This is a genomic window from Staphylococcus sp. HMSC069E10, assembly GCF_001809205.1.
Lineage (GTDB): Bacteria > Bacillota > Bacilli > Staphylococcales > Staphylococcaceae > Staphylococcus > Staphylococcus hominis.
Genome location: NZ_KV796489.1, coordinates 142,393 through 167,461, shown reverse-complemented (window position 1 = coordinate 167,461; position 25,069 = coordinate 142,393). Strand labels below are relative to the sequence as shown.

Annotated in this window: 25 protein-coding genes and 1 tRNA gene; 3 read left to right on the top strand and 23 right to left on the bottom strand. The window is 31.3% G+C overall.

The genetic code is table 11. From position 1 onward, the window contains the following. Positions 1-95: 95 nt before the first annotated feature. From HMPREF2561_RS07850 to HMPREF2561_RS07815, 8 genes are all read right to left on the bottom strand, one after another. Positions 96-473, bottom strand: coding sequence for a hypothetical protein (locus HMPREF2561_RS07850; RefSeq protein WP_070468642.1), 378 nt, complete (start codon positions 471-473; stop codon positions 96-98). 15 nt (positions 474-488) lie between these two features. Continuing rightward, positions 489-758, bottom strand: coding sequence for a pathogenicity island protein (locus HMPREF2561_RS07845; protein WP_070468640.1), 270 nt, complete (start codon positions 756-758; stop codon positions 489-491). Beyond that, the gene (locus HMPREF2561_RS07840) at positions 745-1,548 is read right to left on the bottom strand and encodes a bifunctional DNA primase/polymerase (protein ID WP_070468638.1); all 804 of its coding nucleotides are present in this window, start codon (positions 1,546-1,548) and stop codon (positions 745-747) included. The genes HMPREF2561_RS07845 and HMPREF2561_RS07840 overlap by 14 nt, the downstream gene beginning before the upstream one ends. A 176-nt stretch (positions 1,549-1,724) precedes the next feature. After that, the gene (locus HMPREF2561_RS07835) at positions 1,725-3,326 is read right to left on the bottom strand and encodes a phage resistance protein (RefSeq protein WP_070468636.1); all 1,602 of its coding nucleotides are present in this window, start codon (positions 3,324-3,326) and stop codon (positions 1,725-1,727) included. A gap of 59 nt (positions 3,327-3,385) precedes the next feature. Beyond that, positions 3,386-3,694 carry a type II toxin-antitoxin system toxin TscT gene (tscT, locus tag HMPREF2561_RS07830; RefSeq protein WP_070468634.1) on the bottom strand — a complete coding sequence of 103 codons (309 nt, stop codon included), beginning with the start codon at positions 3,692-3,694 and terminating at the stop codon, positions 3,386-3,388. A 3-nt stretch (positions 3,695-3,697) separates the two neighbouring features. Next, a complete protein-coding gene (gene tscA / locus HMPREF2561_RS07825; RefSeq protein WP_070468632.1) occupies positions 3,698-3,901 on the bottom strand; it encodes a type II toxin-antitoxin system antitoxin TscA in 204 nt (67 codons plus the stop codon). 155 nt (positions 3,902-4,056) lie between these two features. Continuing rightward, entirely contained in the window at positions 4,057-4,326 is a 270-nt protein-coding gene (locus HMPREF2561_RS07820) for a DUF771 domain-containing protein (protein WP_070468630.1), read from the bottom strand. Positions 4,327-4,329: 3 nt separating this feature from the next. Further along, positions 4,330-4,548, bottom strand: a complete 219-nt coding sequence (locus HMPREF2561_RS07815) for a helix-turn-helix domain-containing protein (RefSeq protein WP_070468628.1) — start codon at positions 4,546-4,548, stop codon at positions 4,330-4,332. 194 nt (positions 4,549-4,742) lie between these two features. On the opposite strand from HMPREF2561_RS07815, the gene HMPREF2561_RS07810 reads away from it, so the two are divergent. Both HMPREF2561_RS07810 and HMPREF2561_RS07805 read left to right on the top strand, forming a co-directional pair. Continuing rightward, complete coding sequence (locus tag HMPREF2561_RS07810) at positions 4,743-5,417, top strand: helix-turn-helix domain-containing protein (RefSeq protein WP_070468626.1); 675 nt, start codon at positions 4,743-4,745, stop codon at positions 5,415-5,417. Positions 5,418-5,430: 13 nt separating this feature from the next. Then, the gene (locus HMPREF2561_RS07805; protein ID WP_049420043.1) at positions 5,431-6,480 is read left to right on the top strand and encodes a site-specific integrase; all 1,050 of its coding nucleotides are present in this window, start codon (positions 5,431-5,433) and stop codon (positions 6,478-6,480) included. 71 nt (positions 6,481-6,551) lie between these two features. Here the strand turns inward: HMPREF2561_RS07805 and HMPREF2561_RS07800 are convergent. From HMPREF2561_RS07800 to zapA, 13 genes are all read right to left on the bottom strand, one after another. Then, positions 6,552-6,625 (bottom strand) — tRNA-Arg (locus HMPREF2561_RS07800). 223 nt (positions 6,626-6,848) lie between these two features. Further along, positions 6,849-7,361, bottom strand: coding sequence for a YfcE family phosphodiesterase (locus tag HMPREF2561_RS07795; protein WP_017175710.1), 513 nt, complete (start codon positions 7,359-7,361; stop codon positions 6,849-6,851). Beyond that, entirely contained in the window at positions 7,361-7,942 is a 582-nt protein-coding gene (locus tag HMPREF2561_RS07790) for an XTP/dITP diphosphatase (protein ID WP_017175711.1), read from the bottom strand. The genes HMPREF2561_RS07795 and HMPREF2561_RS07790 overlap by 1 nt, the downstream gene beginning before the upstream one ends. A 30-nt stretch (positions 7,943-7,972) precedes the next feature. Further along, a complete protein-coding gene (gene racE / locus HMPREF2561_RS07785; protein WP_002450014.1) occupies positions 7,973-8,770 on the bottom strand; it encodes a glutamate racemase in 798 nt (265 codons plus the stop codon). A gap of 175 nt (positions 8,771-8,945) precedes the next feature. Continuing rightward, positions 8,946-9,803, bottom strand: coding sequence for a succinate dehydrogenase iron-sulfur subunit (gene sdhB / locus HMPREF2561_RS07780; RefSeq protein WP_049420069.1), 858 nt, complete (start codon positions 9,801-9,803; stop codon positions 8,946-8,948). After that, the gene (gene sdhA, locus HMPREF2561_RS07775) at positions 9,803-11,569 is read right to left on the bottom strand and encodes a succinate dehydrogenase flavoprotein subunit (protein ID WP_049416189.1); all 1,767 of its coding nucleotides are present in this window, start codon (positions 11,567-11,569) and stop codon (positions 9,803-9,805) included. Before sdhA ends, sdhB begins: the two co-directional genes overlap by 1 nt. A gap of 80 nt (positions 11,570-11,649) precedes the next feature. After that, positions 11,650-12,264, bottom strand: coding sequence for a succinate dehydrogenase cytochrome b558 subunit (locus HMPREF2561_RS07770; RefSeq protein ID WP_017175714.1), 615 nt, complete (start codon positions 12,262-12,264; stop codon positions 11,650-11,652). A 421-nt stretch (positions 12,265-12,685) separates the two neighbouring features. After that, complete coding sequence (gene uvrC / locus HMPREF2561_RS07765; protein WP_049382514.1) at positions 12,686-14,470, bottom strand: excinuclease ABC subunit UvrC; 1,785 nt, start codon at positions 14,468-14,470, stop codon at positions 12,686-12,688. Positions 14,471-14,566: 96 nt separating this feature from the next. After that, positions 14,567-14,881 carry a thioredoxin gene (gene trxA, locus HMPREF2561_RS07760; RefSeq protein ID WP_002449989.1) on the bottom strand — a complete coding sequence of 105 codons (315 nt, stop codon included), beginning with the start codon at positions 14,879-14,881 and terminating at the stop codon, positions 14,567-14,569. Positions 14,882-15,061: 180 nt separating this feature from the next. Beyond that, positions 15,062-17,413, bottom strand: a complete 2,352-nt coding sequence (locus HMPREF2561_RS07755; protein WP_049382515.1) for an endonuclease MutS2 — start codon at positions 17,411-17,413, stop codon at positions 15,062-15,064. A gap of 9 nt (positions 17,414-17,422) precedes the next feature. Then, positions 17,423-19,135 (bottom strand): DNA polymerase/3'-5' exonuclease PolX, encoded by a 1,713-nt coding sequence (polX, locus tag HMPREF2561_RS07750; protein WP_049416187.1) that lies wholly within the window; start codon positions 19,133-19,135, stop codon positions 17,423-17,425. Between the two features lie 73 nt (positions 19,136-19,208). After that, a complete protein-coding gene (locus HMPREF2561_RS07745; RefSeq protein WP_017175718.1) occupies positions 19,209-19,730 on the bottom strand; it encodes a CvpA family protein in 522 nt (173 codons plus the stop codon). Continuing rightward, positions 19,731-19,997, bottom strand: coding sequence for a cell division protein ZapA (zapA, locus tag HMPREF2561_RS07740; protein ID WP_017175719.1), 267 nt, complete (start codon positions 19,995-19,997; stop codon positions 19,731-19,733). 213 nt (positions 19,998-20,210) lie between these two features. Here zapA and rnhC point away from each other — a divergent pair, with 213 nt between their 5' ends. Next, complete coding sequence (rnhC, locus tag HMPREF2561_RS07735; protein WP_017175720.1) at positions 20,211-21,137, top strand: ribonuclease HIII; 927 nt, start codon at positions 20,211-20,213, stop codon at positions 21,135-21,137. Between the two features lie 438 nt (positions 21,138-21,575). Here the strand turns inward: rnhC and pheT are convergent, their stop codons facing one another. Together pheT and pheS are read right to left on the bottom strand one after the other, a co-directional pair. Then, positions 21,576-23,978, bottom strand: coding sequence for a phenylalanine--tRNA ligase subunit beta (gene pheT / locus HMPREF2561_RS07730; RefSeq protein ID WP_049416184.1), 2,403 nt, complete (start codon positions 23,976-23,978; stop codon positions 21,576-21,578). Continuing rightward, positions 23,978-25,036 (bottom strand): phenylalanine--tRNA ligase subunit alpha, encoded by a 1,059-nt coding sequence (pheS, locus tag HMPREF2561_RS07725; protein WP_017175722.1) that lies wholly within the window; start codon positions 25,034-25,036, stop codon positions 23,978-23,980. The genes pheT and pheS overlap by 1 nt, the downstream gene beginning before the upstream one ends. Between the last annotated feature and the right edge of the window lie 33 nt (positions 25,037-25,069).

The window sequence follows — 25,069 nt, the reverse complement described above, 5'->3', positions numbered from 1 at the left end:
TAATATATTGTTCACGTTCTTTTTTAATACCTGGTACTAATTATTTATCTAAATTATACCACAAAAGGCTCTATAAAGCCAATTGTGGTAGGTGTTTAGGCATTTGGTAAAAGTTTTCTATCCCATTTTATATCTTCAAGTAATTCATTAATATATCTAAATGCTTGATGAATACTTTTAAAATTATGAGTTTCTTTATTATGCTTATTATTCATTGAAATTAATTTAAATTGGTAATACCACAGTTCTACATGAGCAAAATCACCATTGATACTAGGATTAAAATACAACTCAATATCTGCTTTATCTTCCCCCTCAATAACAATGAATATCTCTTTACCTGATTCACCTTTGTTTTTAGTTACTAATGTTGATGATTCTAATAGTTCTACAAATTTATTCCATTTTTCCAATGCTGCTTTTCTTTCAAATGTATGTGCTTTATTAAATGTTGGTCGCTGTATTGTTTTCATTTTTGATTACTCCTTTTAGTTTTTCTTTATAAAATTTAAGTAATTCTTAGTTCTTGCAATTACCAACTCAAAACTACCTTGAGCAATTAATTTATAGCTAGTTCTATGATTTGTATTAGGGATAAAACTCTCACGCCATGCTACCCACTGACCTTTAATAAATTCAACATAAACATCAGATACATGGCTTATTGAAAGAAAATAAATTTCGTTTGATATGCCTACAATTAATCCGATTCTTTTAGCCTGTTCATCTAAATTATATTCTTCTTTAATGGCTTGCACTTCTAACTGTCGCCTCCCACTGTCTTTCAGTTATTACATCACCATTTTTATTATCGCCAATTAATATGCGTAATGGCTCAATATCCACGTTACATTGTCTTGCGTAACTTACTGCTTTATATAAATCGTCATTTCTATATTCACTTTGACCGTCTATAATACGTTGGTATGCACGTTTACCTTCTCCACCTTTGCCACCTCTAACATGAGCAAAACTCTGATTAGGTAATATGTTTTTAATTGAATATGGCTCTAACGTTTGCTGCATATAATTACCTTGTTTGGAAAAAATTCTATTTTCAAATTCTCCTTGATACATCTTTGGTTTAATGCCATTATGTTTGTACTTTCCTTTATCCGTTCGACTACCTGCAAGTACAAAGTAACTATTATTATGTGCTTTAATATCTATGCCAGGTAAATATCCGATTTTCTGACCATAATTAATACTATTACGTTTATAAAAAATGATATGCTTTCCACCACTTGCTGTGGTTTGCACTAATGTATTCTGTGCATTAGATACAATTTCATCATAGTAAGGTATGTCTTTGATACTTTTAAAACCATTTTCTCCGTCTGTATGATCTATATCTATATCGATACACCATACATTACGAGTAAGAACGCCTAACACGTTAGTTTGATGATATTTGTAAGAATGATATTCAATAAATTCATCGGTTACATCTTTATCTGCAAATGATACTGTTGGCGTTTTATATTTATTAAGTGGTATCACTTCAATATTCTTCTTTAATAATTGTTTTGCTACATGATAACCTGTCATTGAACATCACTCCTTTATAAAATCGGTCACCATCATCACCGTTTTTTTATCTATTAGAACGTTTTTAAATTTAAATATTTATTCGTTAGCTAAAATGATGGTGATAATGGTGACTTGCTTATATATCAACTGTTTTAATGGTGTCTATGTTGGTGTCTTAATGGTGACGGTCACCTTTATTCAACCAACACATGTGCCATATCAAATAATTCTTGATTTCCAATTTTAAATGCTTTGTATGTTTTACCTTCAATTTTTACATCTTGTCTTGTTGCTACACCTATTTTTTTCATATCTTGTTGTGCTTTTTTATATTTCATATTTTTATAATCTTCTTCTATCAATCTTTGCAATGTTTCATCACCTGATAAGACAAAATCTTGTTTAGATAATACTTTCAATAAAACAATCTGTGTTTCAGTTAATTCTTCTTCGCTAAAATAATTTTTTAATGTCACATCTTTAAATCTAAATTCTCTACCAGTTTCTTTAAGATATTCTAAACTTACGATTAAAAATGAAACTGCTGCTATTTCTGAATCAACTCCATTTGGTTGTACAAAATTCCAATATGGCTCAAAAATCTCGTATCTTTCATCGTCGGTTTCTCCATGTGGTCTATCTTTGAAAGCTATTTTTATTGTTCTAGTTGTATTAGCTGTAATTTCACCAGTATCAACACTTTCGTTTGTATCGAGTATCAAAACGGATTTATTTTTAAATGTGAATGCGTTTCGACCAATACCACGACCTGAAATTGTTTCACCTGTTGCTATTTTTCTTAGTATTCTCATCATAGGTTTAGTAATTTCGCCTGTTTCATTAGCATGTGCAATATCTGCACCATAAAAATTCATCCATTCATTAGACGCTTCAAATCCACCTGAAACTAAACTATCAAAGTTAACTTTATTTACACTTAACAATTTATTAAATGTAGTTATAAACAAGCCTTTACCTGAACGCCCAAAATCTTTAAATAGAAACCACTTTTCAGCTTGAATAAGTTTCATTTTTCGATACATTGTATAAGCATGTACCAGTTTTAAATTATGTTTGCTCTTATCGTTGTCAGTTACTAAATCATAAAAATTATTAGGTGTTTCAAAATCTAAATCTTTATAATTCACATCATACTTAATCGCATATAATTCATTGCTTCGTGGTTTTTCTTGTATAAGTTTCAATGTCTTACAGTTATATATAAAATCATTACCAGCAACACTATACGGATAAATTTTGTAATTATGATCTAAATTTAGATGTTCACGATATAACTCAAGCATAATATCTAAAAAGTCATCTATTTGGTTTTTAGGTTCAACGGGATAACTCAATTTAAAATTAGTATCGTCAATCACTTCATACTGATTATTTTTTACGATAAGAAAATTATCCAATTGTTTTGAATAGATGACCTTATCAGAAACTAAATCTGCAATAAAACGAGCATAATTATTAAAAGTATCTGATTTAAAATGTGCTTCTTTTTCATCTTGATCGTTGGTTTTAACAAAAATAGTTCCATATACAAGTCCAATTTCTTTAGGTTTTATGGTATAATTTAAGGTAAGATTATTAATGTAATCACCTGCAAAATCATCTTTTTTACGGTGATATACGTTACCTTTATTGTCAAACACTTGTTTATCAGTAGAGATAGAAGCGAAATTAATCCGCTTACTTATCTCCTTAATTCTTGATAAATTTACTGTGTTGATATATTCTAAATTTGAATGAAATTCAAAATGCTTTTTATATAAACTCACTTCGTCCATGTTATCAACCTTTCATATGTGTTAATATTTTAGTGGGTATTTAATTAAATACTTGTTATCTATGCGTTATCTGATTTAGTCGCCAAACTATTGTTATCAGGTAACGTTTTTTCTATCTCTTTAAATCTTTCAATGAGTTCACTAAATTCTTTTTGATACATCATCATTAAATCTATCGTTTGTGCATTTTTAATTCTATGTTCATGGTATCTATATCCATGATTTAAAATATCCTCTTTATTTAATACGTGGTTAGGCTCATGAGTGAAATAATCATCATTAAACCATACAAAAGATGTTACTACGTCATCTATTCTTTCTTTTAAAACTTCTAAATCACATAATGCATTGTTTAATTCAAAATTCATTTATTAGTCCTCCCATTCAAAATTGTTTTCTATTTGCTGCAATGTCCATTCAATAAATGCCTCTAAATTCTTTTCACGATTAACTGTTTCAGTCCATTCATTGTTGCCTTCTTTTATTTTGTGTTTATACTCAGTTGATTTATCTTCTACTGTTGCTTGTAAGGTATTATAAATTTCTTCGATTACTTCTAATTGATCTTTACTCATTATAAGTTTCCTCCGTATCTGAAATTAGTAATGAAATAGTTACACCAAATAATAAAAGTGATAAAACTAAGTGAAATGATATATGGTACGCTGCTAAACAACTAATAACCAAAGTTAAAAGTAAGTAAAATAAAAATTTATACATTTTGTACCTCCTAATACTCGTAATGTTTATTGAATATTTCATAAAAATTAGTTTTTAAATACTCACGCATTGGCTCAGCACAGAATAACCACTTATTATTGTGTTCATCAGGATAATGAACAAATGCTTTTAAATCATCTTGAAATCTAGGATTATAAAGCAATATTTTAGTTGCAGTATTCCATGAAACGCCTATATGTTGTAAGAACATTTCACGTGTCCATATTGTGCGATGTTCAAGCAGCGTATCTTCAAATGTTTTTTCTTTTATTTGTTCCATTGGTTAAGCCTCCTGTTCTTCAAAGTAAAACAAATCTTTAATTTCAACATCTAAAGCGTTAGCAATATTTTTTGCTAGTTTTGGACTAGGTGTTTTTTTACCATTAACAATGGCACTTAAGTAAGAAATGCCTATGCCTAACTCTTTTGATAAATCAGACAAATTGTACCCTTTTAAAAACATGGCTTGCTTAAATGTAATATGTTTTATAAAAACCGTCATTAAACACATCTCCTTCCTTTTTTGACTGACTTCTCAATCAATTTATAACTTTATTATACACATATATAAAAATAATGCAATACTATTTTGTTTGACTTGTCATACATTTAACAATTTTTTACATCATTTTTAGAATTTTTGTATCATTTAAATTACTTTGGTGGTAATATATACAATTGAATAGGAGGAAAAAAATGATTAGAAATAGATTATCTGAATTACTATCAGAAAGAGGATTAAAGACTTCAAGAGTAGCTTTAGAGGTAGGAATCGCTAGAAGTTCCCTTACTTCAATGATTCAAAATGACTCTGAAATGATAAGATATGATGCAATTGATAAACTTTGTAACTATCTAAATATTACGCCTCATCAATTTTTTGATTACTCACCATTAACTTTTAACTTTACGCTAGACGAAGATCCTGAAATTGATGTAAAAGAGATTTTATTTGAATTGTATTTAAATTTAAAAGATGGTATCAAAATAAATAAATTTAAGTTTGATATTCTCATTGATATTTACGATGAGTCACATAATAAAATTGATCATGATTTAGAAATTACTTATGATAGATTTCAAAAAAATAACAAAGGCAAGTACGATTTAGTATTCAAAGTAATTAACGAAAATAGTGAAGAAAATAAAATTTTAAAAACTTCTATTGATACACTTTCCCCAGGTCTAAAAAATGTTTTATTCAAAAAAATACAAAAGCAAATAACAACTTATGTTATTAAACATTTGAAAATCCAACTTGATGATATTGATAACGTAACTTTAGTTAATGGTGATTCTGAAATTTCTTTACATAAGGAATTAGAGAATTTAAATTGCTATCTTGAGAGTGATATTTTTACAGAATATTAGTAAAGGTGATTAAATGGCAAGTTTTGAAAAAAGAGGTAAATCCTGGCGTTATGTCATTTCATATAAAGATGAGCAGGGAAAATATAAACGTCTAACTAAAGATGGATTTAAGACTAAAAAGGAAGCACAAACACATGCGAATGAATTAGAGTATAACCTTAAGCGTGGTTATGATATTTCAAATGATGTAGTATTTGTAGATTATTTTAAGCAATGGTATGAGATCAATAAAAAGCCTCATGTTTCAAAGTCCACATTAAATAGATATGAATCTGCACATGCTCATTTAAAAAATTATTTTGGTAATAGACGCATTAAGGATATAAAACAAAGTGACTATCAAAAATTTTTAAATGAATATGGTAAAAATCACAATAGAGAAACCGCAAGAAAATTAAATAGTTATGTAAGAAATGTATGTGACCAAGCAATACATGAAGGCTTAATTATGCGTAATCCTACATATAAAGCAACTGTCACAGGTGCTAATCCTAGCAAAAGTGAAGATTTGAAGTTTATTAGCCATACTGAATATGTGAAACTCAAGCATTATTTAGAACAAAAAGATACTACATCATCATTAGTATTGTTAATGGCATTAGTGACTGGAGGACGCTTTTCTGAAATAGCAAACATGCAGCGTGATGATTTTTATTTAGGTGACAACAAAATACATTTGCCTGGTACAAAAACAGAAACATCAGATCGTATTATTTCTATTGATACAAATACACTAAATAAAGTGAAAAAATTTATTGAGAAGAAACCAGCTAATATTAATGGTTATGTATTTACAGTAAATGGTCACGTTATATCAAATACTGCTGTAAATAAGGTATTAAAAAAAGCATGTGTACACTTAGGTATTAAATCTATTACGATAAACGCCTTAAGGCATACACATGCGTCTGTGTTAATTCATAATGGTTATAGTTTACATTATATATCAAAAAGATTAGGTCATGCTTCTACTTTGGTTACACAATCTGTTTACCTACACTTATTAGAAGAAACTTATGAACGTGAAGATAAAAATATGATTGAGTTTTTGAATAAACTTTAAATTGTTTTCACCAAATTTTCCCCAAACATAGCAAAAACCCCGTAACCACAATGGTTAACGGGGTTTATTAGCGTCCTGGGAGGGATTCGAACCCCCGACCGATGGCTTAGAAGGCCATTGCTCTATCCAGCTGAGCTACCAGGACATTATTTTTTAACACAAGTATTATTATATCTAAAGAAATCTTATTTAGCAATAGCTTTAATATAAAAAAAGTTTATATTTTCCACTAATTACGTATAATTGCAACTAATCACATACTTTCTTCGTTGCTATTTAGTTAAACTAAATAGCTAAATGTTTGGTATCAAATTTGAAATTAGCTAGGACTAGACTATCTTGCATTGTAGTCCTAGCCCTTTTAATAGTTAATTAATTTCAAATTCTATTGATTGTATGACTTGATGATCTCTATTTCTAAAATTCAGCGTAGCTTTTTTACTTTCATCCTCTATAAGTAGTTCTGCGTATGTTTCTTCTATATTACTACGCGACTGTGAAATACTACCAGGATTTATAATATGGACGTCGCCTAATTTTTCATATTTAGCTATATGTGTATGCCCATAAAACGCAAATTGACAACCAAGAGATTGTGCTTTTTCAGCCAAACGCATACGTGTTTGATTTACACCATAAAGATGACCGTGGGTGTATAATGCTTTAACACTGTTCTTTTCAATGATGTCTTCATTTGGAAATTCAGGATAAAAGTCACAATTACCTTTTACACGTTGATACAAGCTTAATTCAGTATCATTATATTTAAATTCAGAATCTCCTAAATGTAAGCATATATCTGCGTCTTTATGATAGTCGTATAATTGATACAGAATTCCAGATTCAGTGTGATTATCACTTACAATTAACCATTTAGACATTATTTTTCACGCTCCAAAAATTCATTTAAAGCTTTAATTGCATTTCCACGATGACTCACATCGCTTTTTTCTTCTGTAGTTAATTCAGCCATTGTTTTGTTCTTCTCTGGAAGATAAAAAATAGGATCATATCCGAATCCATGATCACCTTTACGTTCTGTTGTAATTTCTCCTGATACAGTTCCTTTGAACATATGTGTTGGTTCATTTGGCGTACTCATGCTAATGACACATACAAATTGTGCCTTTCTATTTGTCTCACCTTCTAACTTTTTAAGTACTTTATCAATATTTGACTCATCATTTTTCTCAAGACCAGCATAACGTGCAGAATATACACCAGGCTCACCATTTAGAGCATATACTTCTAGACCACTATCATCGGCAATCACTCTTTTATTGAGTGCTTTAGCTGCCGCTTCAGATTTTAATCGTGCATTTTCTTCAAAGGTAGTGCCTGTTTCTTCAACATCAAAGTCCTTTATAATTTCTGAAATGCCAATAACATTATCATTTGGAAAAATAGCTTTAAAATCATTTATTTTACCTTTGTTGTTAGAAGCTATAACAATGTCTGCCACTTAAATCTTCCTTTCACTTCTGTTTTAAATTTAATCTACTTTTATACGTTCAACTTCTACATCTAATTTCAGCCATTGAGAAATGATATGTTTAATATGAACCGTATCACCTGTTGCAAAAAATCGATGTTTTGGATGTTGCGTATAGCTTGCATGTTCATTACTAAACGTAAGTAATGCACTTACTTCACGTGCAGTTTCAAGCCCAGAAGAAATAACTTTTTTATTTCCACCAAAATAATCATTAATAGGTTTATATAATAATGGATAGTGCGTACAGCCTAAAATAACAGTATCGGCATCTGTGTTACGCCAATGTTTTAAAGTCTGATGTATTACAATACTAGTTATTGTAGGGTCATCATAACGCATTTGTTCAACGAGTGGTACGAAACCTGGACATGCTACCCCATATACTTCGACATTTGGGTTTATTCTTTTAATATGATGGCGGTAAGCTTCTGATTTAATCGTGCCCTCAGTACCTAAAATTAAAACTTTTTGATTTTTTGTAGTCATAATAGCGGTTCTAGCACCAGGTTCAATGACTCCAATAACTGGAATTGGTAATAACTGCTGTAAATGTTCTAACGCCACTGCAGTTGCAGTATTACAAGCAATGACTAACATTTTTATATCAAATTCCATCAGTTTATTAGCAAGTTGCGTCGTAAAAGTTTTTACTTCTTCTCCAGGTCTTGGACCGTATGGACACCTTGCGATATCGCCTAAATAATATATTGTCTCATTAGGAAGTTGTCGCATAATTTCTTTAGCTACAGTTAGTCCTCCAACTCCAGAGTCTATGACACCAATGGGTTTATTCATTTACATTCATCCTTATAATACATAATACGTTTATTTTACCATAGACAAACCTAATCATTCATTAATTGATATTTTTGCTCATTTTTATTTTACTCAATAAACATTTATATCCGTATTGAATTCCCCATTAATAAAAACCAGCAAAGTTTTTACTTTGCTGGCAAATATGTCATATTTAATTTACTTGATGATCAGAACCAAAGAATGATTTAAACATATGGAATGATGTTTCACGGTTCATTGCTGCAATTGACGTTGTTAACGGAATACCTTTTGGACATGCATTAACACAGTTTTGAGAATTACCACATTCTTGTAAACCACCTTCACCCATTAAAGCATTCAGCCGTTCATCTTTAGTCATTGAACCAGTTGGATGTAGATCAAATAAACGTACTTGTGAAATAGCTTGTGCACCAATAAATTTATTATTACGTGTTACATTAGGACACACTTCTAAACATACACCGCACGTCATACATTTTGATAATTCATATGCTGTTTGACGTTTCTTTTCTGGAATACGTGGACCTGGTCCTAAATCATACGTACCATCAATTGGAATCCAAGCCTTCATACGTTTTAAGTTATCAAACATTCTTGTACGATCGACTTGTAAATCACGAATGACTGGGAATGTACTCATAGGTTCCAAACGAATCGGCTGTTCTAATTGGTCAACAATTGCTGAACAGGCTTGACGTGCACGACCATTAATAACCATTGAACAAGCACCACATACTTCTTCTAAGCAGTTCATATCCCATACTACTGGCGTTGTTTTTTCTCCTTTACTATTCACAGGGTTGCGTCTTATTTCCATTAAACAAGCAATCACGTTTAAATGCTCTTTATAAGGAATTTCAAATGTTTCTTCATACGATTTTGCTTCTTGGTTATCTTGACGTTTAACAATTAATTTAACTGTTTTTTGCGTGTGTTTTTCTTCTTTATGTGTTGTTTCTTGATTATGTTGTTCATCTGTATGACGTAATTCTTCTGGAGTTTCTTTTACTGATTGATTGTTAGCCATCATTTTTTACCTCCTTTAGATTTACTTGTATAGTCACGTTTACGTGGTGGAATTAAACTGATATCGACAGGTTCATATGTGAATTTAGGTGCTTCATATTCACCTTGATATTCAGCTAAAGTTGTTTTTAACCATTCATCGTCATTACGATCTGGGAATTCTGGTTTATAATGTGCGCCACGAGATTCATTACGGTTATACGCACCAATTGTTATGACACGTGCTAGTTGCAACATGTTCCATAATTGACGTGTAAAGAATACAGCTTGGTTACTCCAAGTTTGTGTATCTTCCATATCAATATTTTGATAACGTTCCATTAACTCAACAATTTTTTTATCCGTTTCTAATAATTTGTCATTTTCACGTACTACTGTAACGTTCGCTGTCATAATTTCGCCTAATTCACGGTGAAGTTTATAAGCATTTTCAGTACCACGCATATTAAGTAATTCGTCGAAACGTTTTTGTTCTTCATCTACACGTTTTTGATAAATACTGTCATCTAACTCAGTATATGATGTTTCGATATTTTCAACGTATTTAATTGCATTTGGACCTGCTACTGTACCGCCGTAAATCGCTGATAATAACGAGTTAGCACCTAAACGGTTACCGCCATGTTGAGAGAAATCACATTCTCCTGCAGCAAATAACCCTTTAATAGTTGTCATTTGATCATAATCTACATATAATCCACCCATTGAATAATGTACTGCTGGGAATATTTTCATAGGTACTTTACGTGGATCATCACCAGTGAATTTTTCATAAATCTCAATAATACCACCTAATTTAACATCTAATTCATGTGGATCTTTATGAGATAAATCAAGATACACCATATTTTCACCATTAATACCTAATTTTTGATTGATACATACATCAAAGATTTCACGTGTTGCAATATCACGTGGTACTAAGTTACCATAATCAGGATACTTTTCTTCTAAGAAGTACCATGGTTTTCCATCTTTATAAGTCCAAATTCGACCACCTTCACCACGTGCTGATTCACTCATTAAACGTAATTTATCATCACCTGGAATTGCCGTAGGATGTATTTGAATAAATTCTCCATTTGCATATTTAGCGCCTTGTTGGTATACGATAGATGCAGCTGATCCAGTATTAATCATTGAATTCGTTGTTTTACCAAAAATAATACCCGGACCACCTGAAGCCATAATAACAGCATCAGAACCGAAAGATTTAATTTCAGAAGTAGTTAAATTTTGAGCAACAATACCCCTTGCTGCATTTTCATCATCTTTAACTAATCCTAAAAATTCCCATCCTTCATACTTAGTAACTAAACCATCAACTTCAAAAGAACGAACTTGTTCATCTAAAGCGTAAAGTAATTGTTGTCCTGTAGTTGCACCAGCATATGCTGTTCTATGATGAAGTGTACCTCCGAAACGTCTAAAGTCTAACAATCCTTCATTTGTTCTATTAAACATAACGCCCATACGATCTAATAAATGGATAATTTTTGGTGCAGCTTCAGTCATTGCTTTGACTGGTGGTTGGTTCGCTAAAAAATCTCCACCGTATACTGTATCGTCAAAATGAATCCATGGTGAATCTCCTTCACCTTTAGTATTTACCGCACCATTAATACCACCTTGGGCACATACAGAGTGCGAACGTTTAACAGGTACAATTGAGAATAAGTCCACATGTGCACCTTGTTCTGCAGCTTTAATTGTTGACATCAGCCCCGCAAGGCCACCTCCGACAACAATAATTTTTTTCTCTGCCATAGAATTGTCACTCCCCTAAAATATATCTGAAACTAACCTATTGATTCCTTTTATAACTATGCTTTTTTTACTTTCATTTTTTATGCAAAAGCTAAAATTGCAGTCACACCTATGTATGACAGAATTAAGAAAATAATTAATGAAACCCATGTGAAAATACGTTGTGATTTTTTAGATTGTAAAAATCCCCAAGTCACTAAGAATGACCAAATACCATTAGAAAAATGGAAAATGACAGCAATAACACAAATAATGTATACGATAACCCAAATTGGATTTTGTAACGTTTGATGCATCATGTCATAACTGATTTCTTTACCAAAGAAAAGTTTTTGTAAACGTGTTTGCCATAGGTGTACAAAGATGAATACGAAAGCAATAATCCCTGTTAACCTTTGTAGCGCAAACATCCAGTTTCTAAATAATGAATAATGGCCGATATTTTCTTTAGCAGTAAAAGCAATATGAATACCATATAGTCCATGATATAAAATTGGAATGTAAATCAAAATAAGTTCAGTTACTAATAAAAATGGTAAAGATTCCATAAAGCCTGCAGCCTTATTAAAAGCCTCAGCTCCTTGAGTCGCTTGGTGGTTAATCATTAAATGAACAATTAAAAACGCACCAATCGGAATAATCCCTAGTAGTGAATGAAGACGTCTAAGATAAAATTCATTTTTAGACTTAGCCAAAAGGAGTCCCCCCTGTTATAAAACATAATAAATTTAAATAGCTTCTTTTTAAGATAGTACTATAAACGCATTTACTATTTTATTTAGTACTCGTATGCATAAAAATATAATAGTTATAATGATTGTAAATTTTCTGAAAATTAAACAAATCAAACATCTACTTTTTATTAGTTTGAGTATTATTATTTTTCATAACTACAAGTATGTCTTAAAAAAGTAAATATAATTAAAAACAAGACGAATAAATGAGATATACAAGTATTACATGATAATTGTGTAACTACTATAAAATGATAATATTTCTTATTTAGAAAACGCTTCCATACTTTCTTAAAAAAATAAGCCTTTTGTTAACTATATTGTAACATTCTTTCTAAATGTATGGGGTATGAAATTCAAAGTCATACCCCTTTTTTTGAAATTAATCTTCTTTTAAAGCATATTGTAGATTTTCAGCTACCTTTTTAGGTAATCCTGCAGCTTTTAAATCTTCTATACTAGCTTCTTTCATTTTTTTAATAGAACCAAATGTTCTTAATAATTTTGTTTTTCGTTTACTTCCTATACCCTCTACTGTATCAAGAACAGATTGTAATCCAGTTTTTTGTCTAGTTTGACGATGGAATGTTATCGCAAAACGATGTACTTCATCTTGGATTCTATGAAGCAAATAAAAGGCTTGACTATTTTTCTTTAGAGGTACAACCTCAGCATTTGTACCGTATAATAATTCAGATGTTTGGTGTTTATCATTTTTTCTTAATCCAGCAACAGGAATATCTAAACCCAGTTCATTTTCTAGTACATCTATGACGCCAGACATATGTCCTTTACCACCATCAACGATAATAAGATCTGGTAATGGAAGACCTTCATTAAGTACACGCGTATAACGACGACGTACAACTTCTCTCATCGACTTATAATCATCAGGACCTTTCACAGTCTTAATTTTGTATTTACGATATCCTTTTTTATCCGGTTTACCATCCACAAATGTTACCATTGCCGAAACAGGATCAACACCTTGGATATTTGAGTTATCAAATGCTTCAATTCTTATCGGTGTTTGAATGCCCATTCTTTCACCAAGTTCTTCGATAGCTTTTATCGTTCTAGATTCGTCTTTAGCGATTAATTGAAATTTATTTTCTAGTGCAACTTCAGCATTATGATTAGCTAAATCAACCATTTCTTTCTTTGTTCCACGCGCAGGTAGAACAATTTTTGTATCAACCACAGAGTGAATGATATCTTTATCTAAATTTTTCGGTACATGTACTTCTTTAGGTAAAATATGTTGATTTAAGCTGTAGAATTGTCCAATGAATGTATAAAATTCTTCTTCTTCTGTTTGTTGTAGAGGAATCATTGTTGCATCACGTTGAATCATATTTCCTTGTCTAATAAAGAATACTTGAATACACATCCAACCTTTAGAAACACTATATCCAAAAACATCTCTAATTGTATTATCTGAAGACATAATTTTTTGTTTTTTAGTTAAATTATGAATATGTTGAATTAAATCTCTATATTCTTTAGCACGTTCAAAATCTAACTTCTCACTAGCATCTAGCATGCGTGTTTCAAGATTATGAAGAATTGTTTTATCTTCTCCATTTAAAAAGTCAGTAATTTCACGTGTCATTTGTGCATATTTTTGTTGATCTACATCATACACACATGGTCCCATGCACTGACCGATATGATAATATAGACACAATTTATCAGGCATTTTATCACATTTTCTAAAAGGATAAATACGATCTAATAATTTTTTAGTTTCCTGTGCTGAATATGCATTAGGATAAGGTCCAAAATATTTTCCTGTACCTTTTTTTACTGTACGTGTCACAAGTAAACGAGGATGTTTTTCTTTAGTAATCTTTATAAAAGGATAACTTTTATCATCTTTTAATAAAATATTGTAGCGAGGTTGATATTGTTTGATCAAATTCAACTCAAGTAATAATGATTCTGTCTCACTTGAAGTTACAATAAATTCGAAGTTACGAATTTCACTAACAAGACGTGTAGTTTTTGCATCATGTGCACCAGTAAAATAAGAACGTAGTCGATTTCGTAATCGTTTTGCTTTACCTACATAAATAATTTGGTCATTTCGATCTTTCATTAAATAACAGCCTGGTTCAAATGGGACGACACTTAATTTATCTCTAATTTTTTCTTCGTAGTCGGTCATCCGTCTCCTCCTTTCTATTAACTTGACGTTCACATAAAAAAGACGGAGCGATTACATAACATGTAATGCCCCATTCTTTTATAATTGTACTAAATATTATAGATGTTTATCTAAAACTTCTGCTAAGTTTTCTTTAGGTTGGAAACCTACTACTTTATCTACTGCTTCTCCATCTTTAAATACGATTAAAGTTGGGATGCTCATTACTTCATATTTAGCAGCAGTAGATGGATTTTCATCTACATCTAATTTTAAGATGTCTGCTTTACCATCATAGTCTCCAGCTAATTCTTCTAACACAGGGGCGATCATTTTACAAGGTCCACACCAAGTTGCCCAAAAATCTACTAATTTAACACCTGATTGAATGTTTTCATCAAAATTTGAATCTGTAACTTTTACGATTGCCATAATTGCCAATCCTCCTTAAATATTAAATGATGAGCAAATTATAACAGACTTTCCATATATCTGCATTGCTCTTGCTCATCTTTATCACTATTTATTAATCTTGTCATAAACTTGTGTTAAGATTAAACGCTTGCTTTATTGTACGTCAAATTTTAAAAAAATCAACATTCTAGTTTTATATTATTTAAGTTCTGCTACTGTAACACCAAATCCGCCTTCACTTGGCAGTCCACCACGAAAAGATTGAACACTTTTATGTTTTTTTAAATGATTTTGAACTGCTTTTTGAAGTGCACCTGTACCTTTACCATGAATAATATAAACCTGTTCATAGTTACTTAATACAGCTTGGTCAATATATTGATCTAAAGCTCCAACCGCTTCTTCATAACGATAGCCTCTTAAGTCTAATTCTGTTTTAATAGTTTGACGATTTTGGCGTGTCACCATTTTCGTTGGTTTTTCTTTTTTCTTTTTCGTTTTTTCTAAATCTTCAATAGGTAACTTCATTTTGATAATACCCATTTGAACTACAGCTTCATTTTCTCCGCTTAATTCTAATACTTCGCCTTTTTGGCCATAAGATAATACTTTAACTTCATCGCCAGCATGAATATCATCCCATTTTTGTTTTTTTACATTTTGTTTTAAGGATTTAGCTTCATATTGATCTTCTAAATGTTTTTTCTTATCTATTAATTCATGTTCTTTAACGTCGGCCCCTTTTTTATCTCGCATTTCTCTTAAATCTTTTAGAATGTCATCTGCTTTTTTTGTAGCTGATTTAATGCGCTGATTTGCTTTATCTTTAGCTTCATCCATTAATTTTTGTTCATAATTTTTATATTGTTGATACTGACGTTCCAAATCATCATGCGTCGTTCGTGCTTCTCTCAATAATTTTTCAAGCTCAATACGTTGTTCATCCACACGTTTAGAGTTTTTCTCTAATGATTCTATCATTGAATTAATTTCTTGTTCGTCTGTACCAATCATTGTTTTAGCCTTATTAATGATGTTTAATCCTAAACCTAATTTTTTAGAAATATCAAAGGCATTGGAACGTCCAGGAACACCCATTAATAATTTGTAAGTCGGACTTAATGTATTCACATCAAACTCAACACTTGCATTCATAACGCCTTCACGATTATAACTATAAGCTTTAAGCTCTGGATAATGTGTCGTTGCCATAACTAGTGAACCAATCTCCCTCACATGATCGAGAATACTCATAGCTAAAGCTGCACCTTCACTCGGATCGGTTCCAGCACCTAATTCATCAAATAAAACAAGACTATTTTTATCCGTTTCTTTCAAAATTTCTACAATATTTTTCATATGTGATGAAAACGTAGATAGCGATTGTTCAATCGATTGTTCATCACCTATATCACAATATACGTTTTCAAATACACTCAATTGACTACCATCTAATGTAGGAATGAGTAACCCGGATTGAGCCATCACAATGATAAGTCCTAACGTTTTTAAAGTGACAGTTTTACCACCTGTGTTAGGTCCCGTAATAATAACCGTTTCAATATCATCAATAAATTCAATTGTATTTGCTACGACTGTATCTTTATTCAATAAAGGATGATAAGCATTAGGTAAATAAACCGTTCTTTCCTTATAAAAAGTAGGTTTTGTCCCTTTAATTGATCGTGCATAGCGCGCTTTAGCCGTTAAGAAATCAATTTGACCCATAACCGACTCTGCCACTAAACAATTATCATCATCAGCAGCTACGAAACCTGTTAATTCTGTTAATATACGTTCACGTTCTACTGCTTCATCATTTCTTAATCGACTAATTTGATTATTCATTTCAACAATAGAAGATGGTTCAATATAAAGGGTTTGTCCAGAAGCTGATTGATCATGCACAATCCCTTTAAAATCTTGTCGATATTCTGCTTTTACCGGTATCACATTGCGATCATTTCGCACTGTAATAATGGCATCTGAAAGTTTCTTTTGATTAGCTTGACTTTTAACAATACGATCTAAATTTTGTCTAATGCGTTGAGTCGTACTTGATATTTTGCTTCGAATACCTTGCAATTCATAACTTGCATTATCATATAAATCGTAAGCATCACATTTTTCATTTATTTCTTGATATAAATCAGTAAGTACAGGTAGTTGATTCATTCTTTCATTTAAAATTGGATACTTTACGACGCCTTCATCTTCTTCAAGCAGTTGATTATAAAATGTTTTAAATTGATTTTGTACTTGTATCAACCGCTTAATTACATTTAATTCGGTAACATTAAGCACTCCACCAATTTTAGCACGGTGAATTAATGGTGATACTTTTGATAAACCACTTAAACTAGGTAAACGATGTTTATTATAAATTTGTGATATTTCATCTGTCTCATTCATTTGAAATTCTACAGTTTCAAAATCAGTTGCTGGAGACATTTTAGACACTTTTTCACGTCCTAAATCACTTATCGTTTCAGAAGCTACAAATGATTTGATTTTATCAAACTCTAAGACGTCTAATGTTTTTTGTCTCATACAATCCCTCTATTTCTGTAATTTAATATTATTATTAATAAAGTTTTTAAAAGCGTCACGCGTCATTGTATTAATCACTCTATCTTTATTTACAAATCCTTTTTGCGCAGTAGCTACGCCATATTTCATAAAATCAAGATGATCCACATGATGAGCATCTGTATTAATTGTTAATTTAATATTTGGATATTTTTTTACAGTGGCAGCATTTAAATCTAATCGTTTTGGATTAGCATTAATTTCCATTACCGTTTGTGTTTCTTCTGCAAGTTGCATCAACTGTTCTATATTAGGTTGATACCCTTCACGTCGCTCAATAATACGACCAGTTGGATGTGCAATATGTCTAACATAAGGATTACGACATGCATGTTCTAGGCGTTGCATAATCTCTTCTTCAGATTGATTGAAACTTTGATGAATAGTTGCAATAACATAGTCAAGTTGCGATAGTATATCATCCTCATAATCTAATGATCCATCAGGTAAAATATCCATCTCTGTACCTGAGTAAATATCTATTTCTGTGTATTCTTCATTCAAATTTTTTATTTCTTCATTTTGACGTAATAATCGTTCAACTTGTAATCCATGCGCAACTTTTAAACTCTTTGAATGATCCGTAATGACCATGTATTCATAGCCTTTTTTAATGTTTGCTTCAATCATCTCTCGTATAGAAAAAGCGCCGTCACTATACGTTGTATGCATATGAAGATCACCTTTAATATCATCTAATGTAATGATTGAATTTAAATCACGATCAAACTCACTGCCATCTTCACGCATTGCTGGAGCAATCCAATGTCTACCGAAGTGTTGGTAAATTTCATCTTCACTTTGGAATTGGAGTAACGTTCCATCTTGTTGTTCGATACCATACTCACTCACTTTTTCATTTTGTGCTTTAGCAAGTTGTCTAATGCGAATGTTATGATCTTTGGAACCTGTAAAGTGCTGTAAGGTATGATAAAAGGCTTCTGGTTCAACAAGTCTAAAATCTACACCAATCGTTTCATCATCATATTCCAATTCAAGTGACACTTTCGTTTCTCCAACTGCGACTTCTTTCACTTTATTTGGAATATTTAAAAGGTGTTGTTGTACATGAAGAAGGTGTCGTGTACTAATAATATAGTCTAAATCTTTACTTACTTCTTTATAACGACGGAAACTACCTGCTTCAGAATAATGCTCAACTTCTTCTAATTGTTCTAGATAAGTCATAATATCTTTATTTAAATGTCGCATCAAATCAATAGGATAATGATCTTTTTTAGCTCCTAGTGCTTTTACTGCTTCAAGTATGTTTTGTTCCGTTTTTTTAGCAAATCCACTTAGTTCACTAACTTTTCCCGCTTCACAAGCTTCTTGAAGATGTTCTTTATCTGTAATATTTAACTCTTTATACAACTTTGCAATTTTTTTACTACCTAAACCTTGAATTTTCATTAAAGGAATTAATCCTTCAGGAACTAAACGTTGCAATTCTTTTAAAGTTGATGAGGTACCTGTTTCTCGATATTCGCTAATGACCTCTCCTACCCCTTTTCCAATTCCTTTTAATTCAGTAACATCTTTTATTTCATCTAAAGAACGTTCATCTATTTCAAGACTTTGTGCTGCTTTACGATAAGCAGATACTTTAAACGTATTTTCTCCATTCAATTCCATATATATAGCAATTTTTTCTAGTAGTTGAATTACATCTTTCTTTGTCATTACATTCACTCCATAAAAAGAGACCAGGAGGTTTATATCCATCACCTAGTCCTGACCTTTTATCTTTTTTTATTTATAAATTTAGTATATAAGATGATAAAAACGGCATCTTAAATAGAATAATATGGCTTAAATAACCGTGTTTTAAACTTTCTTGAATCCATTCATTAGGATATAAAGATACTAAATATAAAACAAGTTGCAGTACAATCACACTGGCAATACTACCTAATAAGCTTCCCAATATTCGACTTGTAACATGAATATTATGATATGACACTATATTATCAAAAGTTACAATAATAAGATATAAAAGCAACTTACTTATAAAAGCAATACATAAAAATGCCACAATAGTATCAAAACGTTGTTGTACATCATGATATTGAAATGCGAAGTGCGTATCAAAAGCAACTGTTTTAGGAAATGGAACAAAAACAATCATTTGTTTTGATATATATTGGTAAAAACGATGCGCAATGAATAGTGAGACAAGCGTAGACGACAAATGAAGACTATTCAGCCAAAGGCCTCTTCTAAAACCAATTATCATATACATCAAAATAATAAGTATCATTACTAAATCTATAGTCATTTAGCTATCCTGTTGTTTTAATTCATAAATCATTTGTTTTAATATTTCGTTTTCTTCTTCCAATTTCACTTTTTCGTCCATGATATTCACTGCAGTTAAAATTGCTTTTCTTGTTGTATCTAATCCTGCTGATTTACGTCCTAATAATCTTAGCTGTTCATCTACTAAATGTGCTACATAACGTATGTGTTCAGGATCATCGTCACCGATAATCGTAAAATTTTGATCATTGATCGATACATTAATACGATTTTTAAATTCTCCCATTGTATTAACTCCTGACTTTTGATAATATTTTAAATTTCTTTGACTAATGTTTTGTTGAGTGAATAAGTAGATTATTATTATTATACATGAGCGTCTCTTATTTGTAATTATAGATTTAAAATACTATTTATTTATACCACTAAACCTACGTTTTTATCTTCATTATGTTAAAGTATATCTATTAGAATTTTAAAAGAGAGGTTTAAACATTTTATGGGAAATGTAGTACATAAATTAACTAATCAAGATATTGAGCAACTTTTGAACCAAATTAACTTTAGTACATCCAATTTACCTAATGGAATGAAAGCAAGAACCAAATATCATGACACTGTCATTAGTATTTACAATTCTGGTAAAGTTATGTTTCAAGGAAAACATGCTGAACATATAGCGCGTCAATTTTGTACTACTGATTCTGTAACTAATTCAAAATCTTCAAAGGCAGATGATTTACATAATATAACATATAATGATTATAACTGTATTGGTAGTGATGAAGCGGGAAGTGGCGATTATTTTGGTCCATTAACGGTTTGTGCTGCTTTTGTATCTAAAGAGCATATAGATATTTTAAGAACGCTAGGCGTAGATGATTCGAAAAAATTAACAGACACTAAAATTATAGAACTTGCAGAACAACTGATTACCTTTATTCCTCATTCATTACTTACATTAAACAATACTAAATATAATGAAAGACAAGCACTAGGTTGGTCTCAAGTAAAAATGAAAGCAGTCCTTCATAATGAAGCGATAAAAAATGTAACTAACAAGATAGATACTAAAGCATTAGACTACATTGTCATTGACCAATTTGCAGAACGTAACGTCTACAAGCGTTATGCTCTAAGCGACTTACCTTTTCCAAATCAAACAAAATTTGAAACAAAGGGAGAATCTAAATCCCTTGCTATTGCAGCAGCAAGTATCATTTCTCGCTATGCTTTTATTAAGCACATGGATTCAATATCAAAAATGATGCATTTTGATATTCCAAAAGGCGCGAGTCATAAAGTAGATTTAATCGCTGCTCAAATTATTGAAAAATATAATATTAGTAAGTTAGATTCTATTTCAAAAAAACATTTTAAAAATCGTGATAAAGCATGGACGTTGGTTAATAAAAAGTATCAATAAAGAACATTTTAGAATGCTATACGATGATGTCTAAATTCATCAAATTCAGTATCGAGAATTGTTTCAACACTTTTATTTACATATCGTGACACATCGTTTGCGGGAACAAGTGCTGAAGTTTCTATCGGTCAAGTAAGTTGAGTCATGTTAGAATCTTTATACATAAGGTACCTCGTTAATTTAATGAAGTTTATTAAATTATACGAAAGGACCTTATTTTTTAAAAGTATTTCAATGTAAAATTACATAAAAAAAGCATTTTAGCGCGACTCTTGATAAAATAGGATACGCTAAAGACTACAGACTAAATTTATTCCCTAATAAAGCGAACCAACTATACAAAGTATTGTAAATAATGAAACCAGTAAATGACTTTATAATAAACTCATTTACTGGCTATTTTTTTAGGATGTATATCCCAATCTCTTCTTTAATTTATTATCGAATTGTAGCGCCTTTAGCTTTTAATGCTTCTAAAATTTTATCATGCACTTTAGAAACACGTTCATCTGTAAGTGTATTTTCAGTATCTAAATAATTTAAACGAATGGCTACTGATTTTTTACCTTCTTCCAAGTGTTCACCTTCATACACATCAAATACAAGTGTATTTTTTAGAATGTCTTCACCATTCTCATGAATAATGTCTAATAATTCTGATGAAGGCATGTCACGTTTTACTTCCATAGCGATATCTCTTGACACACCAGGGAATTTTGGAATTGGTTCATAATTAATGTAACCTACAGCTACTTGCATCATTGCATCATAGTCTAATTCAAATACATATGTGCGTTTAAGATCATTTTCAGCTGCTAATTGAGGATGTAATTCTCCTACAAATCCTATCTCTTTACCTTCTAATGAAACAATCGCAGTTCTACCTGGATGAAGGCCTTTTATTTCGCCAGCTTTATAAGTGAAACCTAAATTTAATTTTTCAGCAATTCGATCGACTACACCTTTAGCAATAAAGAAATCAATCTCTTCTTTTTTACCTTGCCAAGTATTAACTACATATTCTCCAGTTAGAATACCACTTAAATATTCGATTTCATCCGGTAATTCATCTTTGCCGTTACCAAAGAACACACGTCCAATTTCATATAATCTTACATTTTTATTTTTACGTGCTACGTTATAAGTTGTTGCTTCGATTAAATGTGGTAATAAGCTTTGACGTAATGTAGAATGCGCTTCACTCATTGGCATAAGTAGACTAATTGTAGGACGTTCTTGTAATGCAAAATCTTTGGCATGGTCTTTAGACACAAGTGAATATGTGATGGCTTGATTTAATCCTGCACCTTCGAGTGTTTCTTTTACCGTACGCGTTTTATATTGACGATCTGTCAATTTTCCACTAGTTACATCATCAAACACTGGTAAAGTTGAAGGAATATTATCATAACCGTATATTCTTGCTATTTCTTCAATTAAATCTTCCTTAATTGAAATATCTTTACGACGTGAAGGTACATATACTGTTAAAGTATCGGCATTTTGAATCGTTTTAAATCCTAATTGTTCGAAAATAGCTTTAATCTCATCATTTGATAAATTAAAACCAATTGTTTGATTTACTTTTTCCGCAGTAATATCAATTGGCGTAACAAGTGAACCTAAATCCCCTTGTGCCACTCTATCTTTTAATACTTCACCAGAAGCATAATGTTCAAGTAAATAACAAGCTCTATCGACTGCTTCATTAACAAATTCTGTTGCAATACCTTTTTCAAAACGACTTGAAGACTCACTACGTAAATTCAAACGACGTGATGTGTGACGGATAGATACAGGGTCAAAAATCGCACCTTCTACTACGACATTCATTGTTTGATCAGTCACTTCTGAAAAATCTCCACCCATAACACCAGCTAATGCAATAGGTTCTTTACCATTTGTGATAACGATATCTGTATCAATAAGCGTTCTTTCAGTATCGTCTAATGTTGTCATTGTTTCATTTTCATTCGCTTGACGTACAACGATATCTTTAGAACCCATATGGTCTTGATCAAACATATGAAGTGGTTGACCATATTCAAGTAATACATAGTTAGAAATATCAACTACATTATTAATTGGACGGATACCAGCTTTAATTAAACGTGCTTGCATCCAGATAGGTGATGGTGCAATTCTCACATTTTTAACAACTCTTGCACTGTAATAAGGAACTTTTTCAGGATTATCAACTGTCACTGATAACTCATCTGTTGCTGAAGTTTCAGTTTCGTTAAGCGTTGTGTTTGGTTTAGTCATTTCAGTTTGATATAATGCTGCAACTTCATATGCAGTTCCCACCATACTTAAAGCGTCTGCACGGTTAGGTGTTAAATCAAATTCCATAATTTGATCATTAAGATATAATGCGTCTAATGCATCAGTTCCCGGTGTCACTTCACTAGGAAATACGAAAATTCCATTTTCATAGTCTTTTGGTACAACATTACTTGAGACACCAATTTCTTGTAAGGAACAAATCATACCTTCCGAACGTTCTCCGCGTAATTTGGCACGTTTTATTTTAATACCTCCAGGTAAACGTCCACCTACTTTAGCCACAATCACATATTGATTTTCATCAACATTAGGTGCCCCACAAACAATTTGAACAAGTTCTTCTTCACCTATATCAACTTGACAGATATTCAATTTATCTGCATCTGGATGTTTTTCTTTAGATGTTACATATCCTACTACTACATTTTTAATATCTTTTGAGTAATCTATAATATCTGCTACTTCAATACCCGTACGTGTAATACGCTCAGCTAAGTCTTTAGCAGGTACACCAGCATCTACGTAATCTTTTAACCATTCATTTGAAATCAACATTATGCTTCACCTCTATCTTCTACAGCTTTAAATTGATTAAGGAATCTCACATCATTTGTATAGAAATGACGAATGTCTTCGATTCCGTATTTTAACATTGCTATACGATCTGGCCCCATACCGAATGCAAAGCCAGAATATTCATTTGAATCAAAACCGGCCATTTCTAGAACATTAGGATGTACCATACCTGCACCTAAGATTTCAATCCATCCAGTATGTTTACATACATTACATCCTTTACCTTTACATTTGAAACAAGAGACGTCTACTTCCACTGATGGCTCTGTGAATGGGAAATAACTTGGTCGTAATCGAATTTCACGATCAGCACCAAATAATTTTTTAGCTACTAACTCTAACGTTCCTTTCAAATCACTCATTTTGATATGTTTATCTACTACTAAACCTTCAATTTGTGTAAATTGATGACTATGTGTAGCATCATCTGAATCTCGTCGATACACTTTCCCAGGACAAATAATTTTTACTGGTCCTTGACCGTGACGTTTTTCCATTGTACGTGCTTGCACTGGAGACGTGTGCGTACGCATTAAAATCTCATCTGTAATATAAAAACTATCTTGCATATCTCGGGCTGGATGTGATTTAGGAAGGTTTAAAGCTTCAAAATTATAATAATCTTGTTCTACTTCGTATCCATCAACAATTTCATATCCTAATCCTAGGAATAAATCTTCAATTTCTTCAACCGTTCTAGTTAATGGATGTTTTGAGCCAATATTAATTTGGCGACTAGGTAATGTAACATCAATTGTTTCCTCAGCAAGTTGTTGGTTTAACTTTTCATTTTTTAATAATTCTTGTTTTTCTTCAAGTTCATTTTGAATTGCTTGTCTTAACTCATTTACTTTTTGTCCATAAGCTGGCTTTTCTTCATTTGGTAAATCTTTCATATTTTTCATTAAACCACTTACAGAGCCTTTTTTTCCTAGATACTTTACTTTGACATCTTGTAAAGCACGTTCATCTTGCGCTTCGTTAATGTCTACTAAAGCTTGTTGTCTTAATTCTGTCATTGAATCATTTTGAGTCATGACTTACACCTCATACTTTCTATTTATCATAAA

Bases quoted from the DNA above. Each gene is read 5' to 3' on its own strand.
- HMPREF2561_RS07850 (WP_070468642.1), bottom strand. From the start codon at position 473: ATGAAAACAATACAGCGACCAACATTTAATAAAGCACATACATTTGAA.
- HMPREF2561_RS07840 (WP_070468638.1), bottom strand. From the start codon at position 1,548: ATGACAGGTTATCATGTAGCAAAACAATTATTAAAGAAGAATATTGAA.
- HMPREF2561_RS07835 (WP_070468636.1), bottom strand. From the start codon at position 3,326: ATGGACGAAGTGAGTTTATATAAAAAGCATTTTGAATTTCATTCAAAT.
- tscT (WP_070468634.1), bottom strand. From the start codon at position 3,694: ATGAATTTTGAATTAAACAATGCATTATGTGATTTAGAAGTTTTAAAA.
- tscA (WP_070468632.1), bottom strand. From the start codon at position 3,901: ATGAGTAAAGATCAATTAGAAGTAATCGAAGAAATTTATAATACCTTA.
- HMPREF2561_RS07820 (WP_070468630.1), bottom strand. From the start codon at position 4,326: ATGGAACAAATAAAAGAAAAAACATTTGAAGATACGCTGCTTGAACAT.
- HMPREF2561_RS07815 (WP_070468628.1), bottom strand. From the start codon at position 4,548: ATGACGGTTTTTATAAAACATATTACATTTAAGCAAGCCATGTTTTTA.
- HMPREF2561_RS07810 (WP_070468626.1), top strand. From the start codon at position 4,743: ATGATTAGAAATAGATTATCTGAATTACTATCAGAAAGAGGATTAAAG.
- HMPREF2561_RS07805 (WP_049420043.1), top strand. From the start codon at position 5,431: ATGGCAAGTTTTGAAAAAAGAGGTAAATCCTGGCGTTATGTCATTTCA.
- HMPREF2561_RS07795 (WP_017175710.1), bottom strand. From the start codon at position 7,361: ATGTCTAAATGGTTAATTGTAAGTGATAATCACACTGAATCTGGAATT.
- racE (WP_002450014.1), bottom strand. From the start codon at position 8,770: ATGAATAAACCCATTGGTGTCATAGACTCTGGAGTTGGAGGACTAACT.
- sdhB (WP_049420069.1), bottom strand. From the start codon at position 9,803: ATGGCTAACAATCAATCAGTAAAAGAAACTCCAGAAGAATTACGTCAT.
- sdhA (WP_049416189.1), bottom strand. From the start codon at position 11,569: ATGGCAGAGAAAAAAATTATTGTTGTCGGAGGTGGCCTTGCGGGGCTG.
- uvrC (WP_049382514.1), bottom strand. From the start codon at position 14,470: ATGACCGACTACGAAGAAAAAATTAGAGATAAATTAAGTGTCGTCCCA.
- trxA (WP_002449989.1), bottom strand. From the start codon at position 14,881: ATGGCAATCGTAAAAGTTACAGATTCAAATTTTGATGAAAACATTCAA.
- HMPREF2561_RS07755 (WP_049382515.1), bottom strand. From the start codon at position 17,413: ATGAGACAAAAAACATTAGACGTCTTAGAGTTTGATAAAATCAAATCA.
- polX (WP_049416187.1), bottom strand. From the start codon at position 19,135: ATGACAAAGAAAGATGTAATTCAACTACTAGAAAAAATTGCTATATAT.
- HMPREF2561_RS07745 (WP_017175718.1), bottom strand. From the start codon at position 19,730: ATGACTATAGATTTAGTAATGATACTTATTATTTTGATGTATATGATA.
- zapA (WP_017175719.1), bottom strand. From the start codon at position 19,997: ATGGGAGAATTTAAAAATCGTATTAATGTATCGATCAATGATCAAAAT.
- rnhC (WP_017175720.1), top strand. From the start codon at position 20,211: ATGGGAAATGTAGTACATAAATTAACTAATCAAGATATTGAGCAACTT.
- pheT (WP_049416184.1), bottom strand. From the start codon at position 23,978: ATGTTGATTTCAAATGAATGGTTAAAAGATTACGTAGATGCTGGTGTA.
- pheS (WP_017175722.1), bottom strand. From the start codon at position 25,036: ATGACTCAAAATGATTCAATGACAGAATTAAGACAACAAGCTTTAGTA.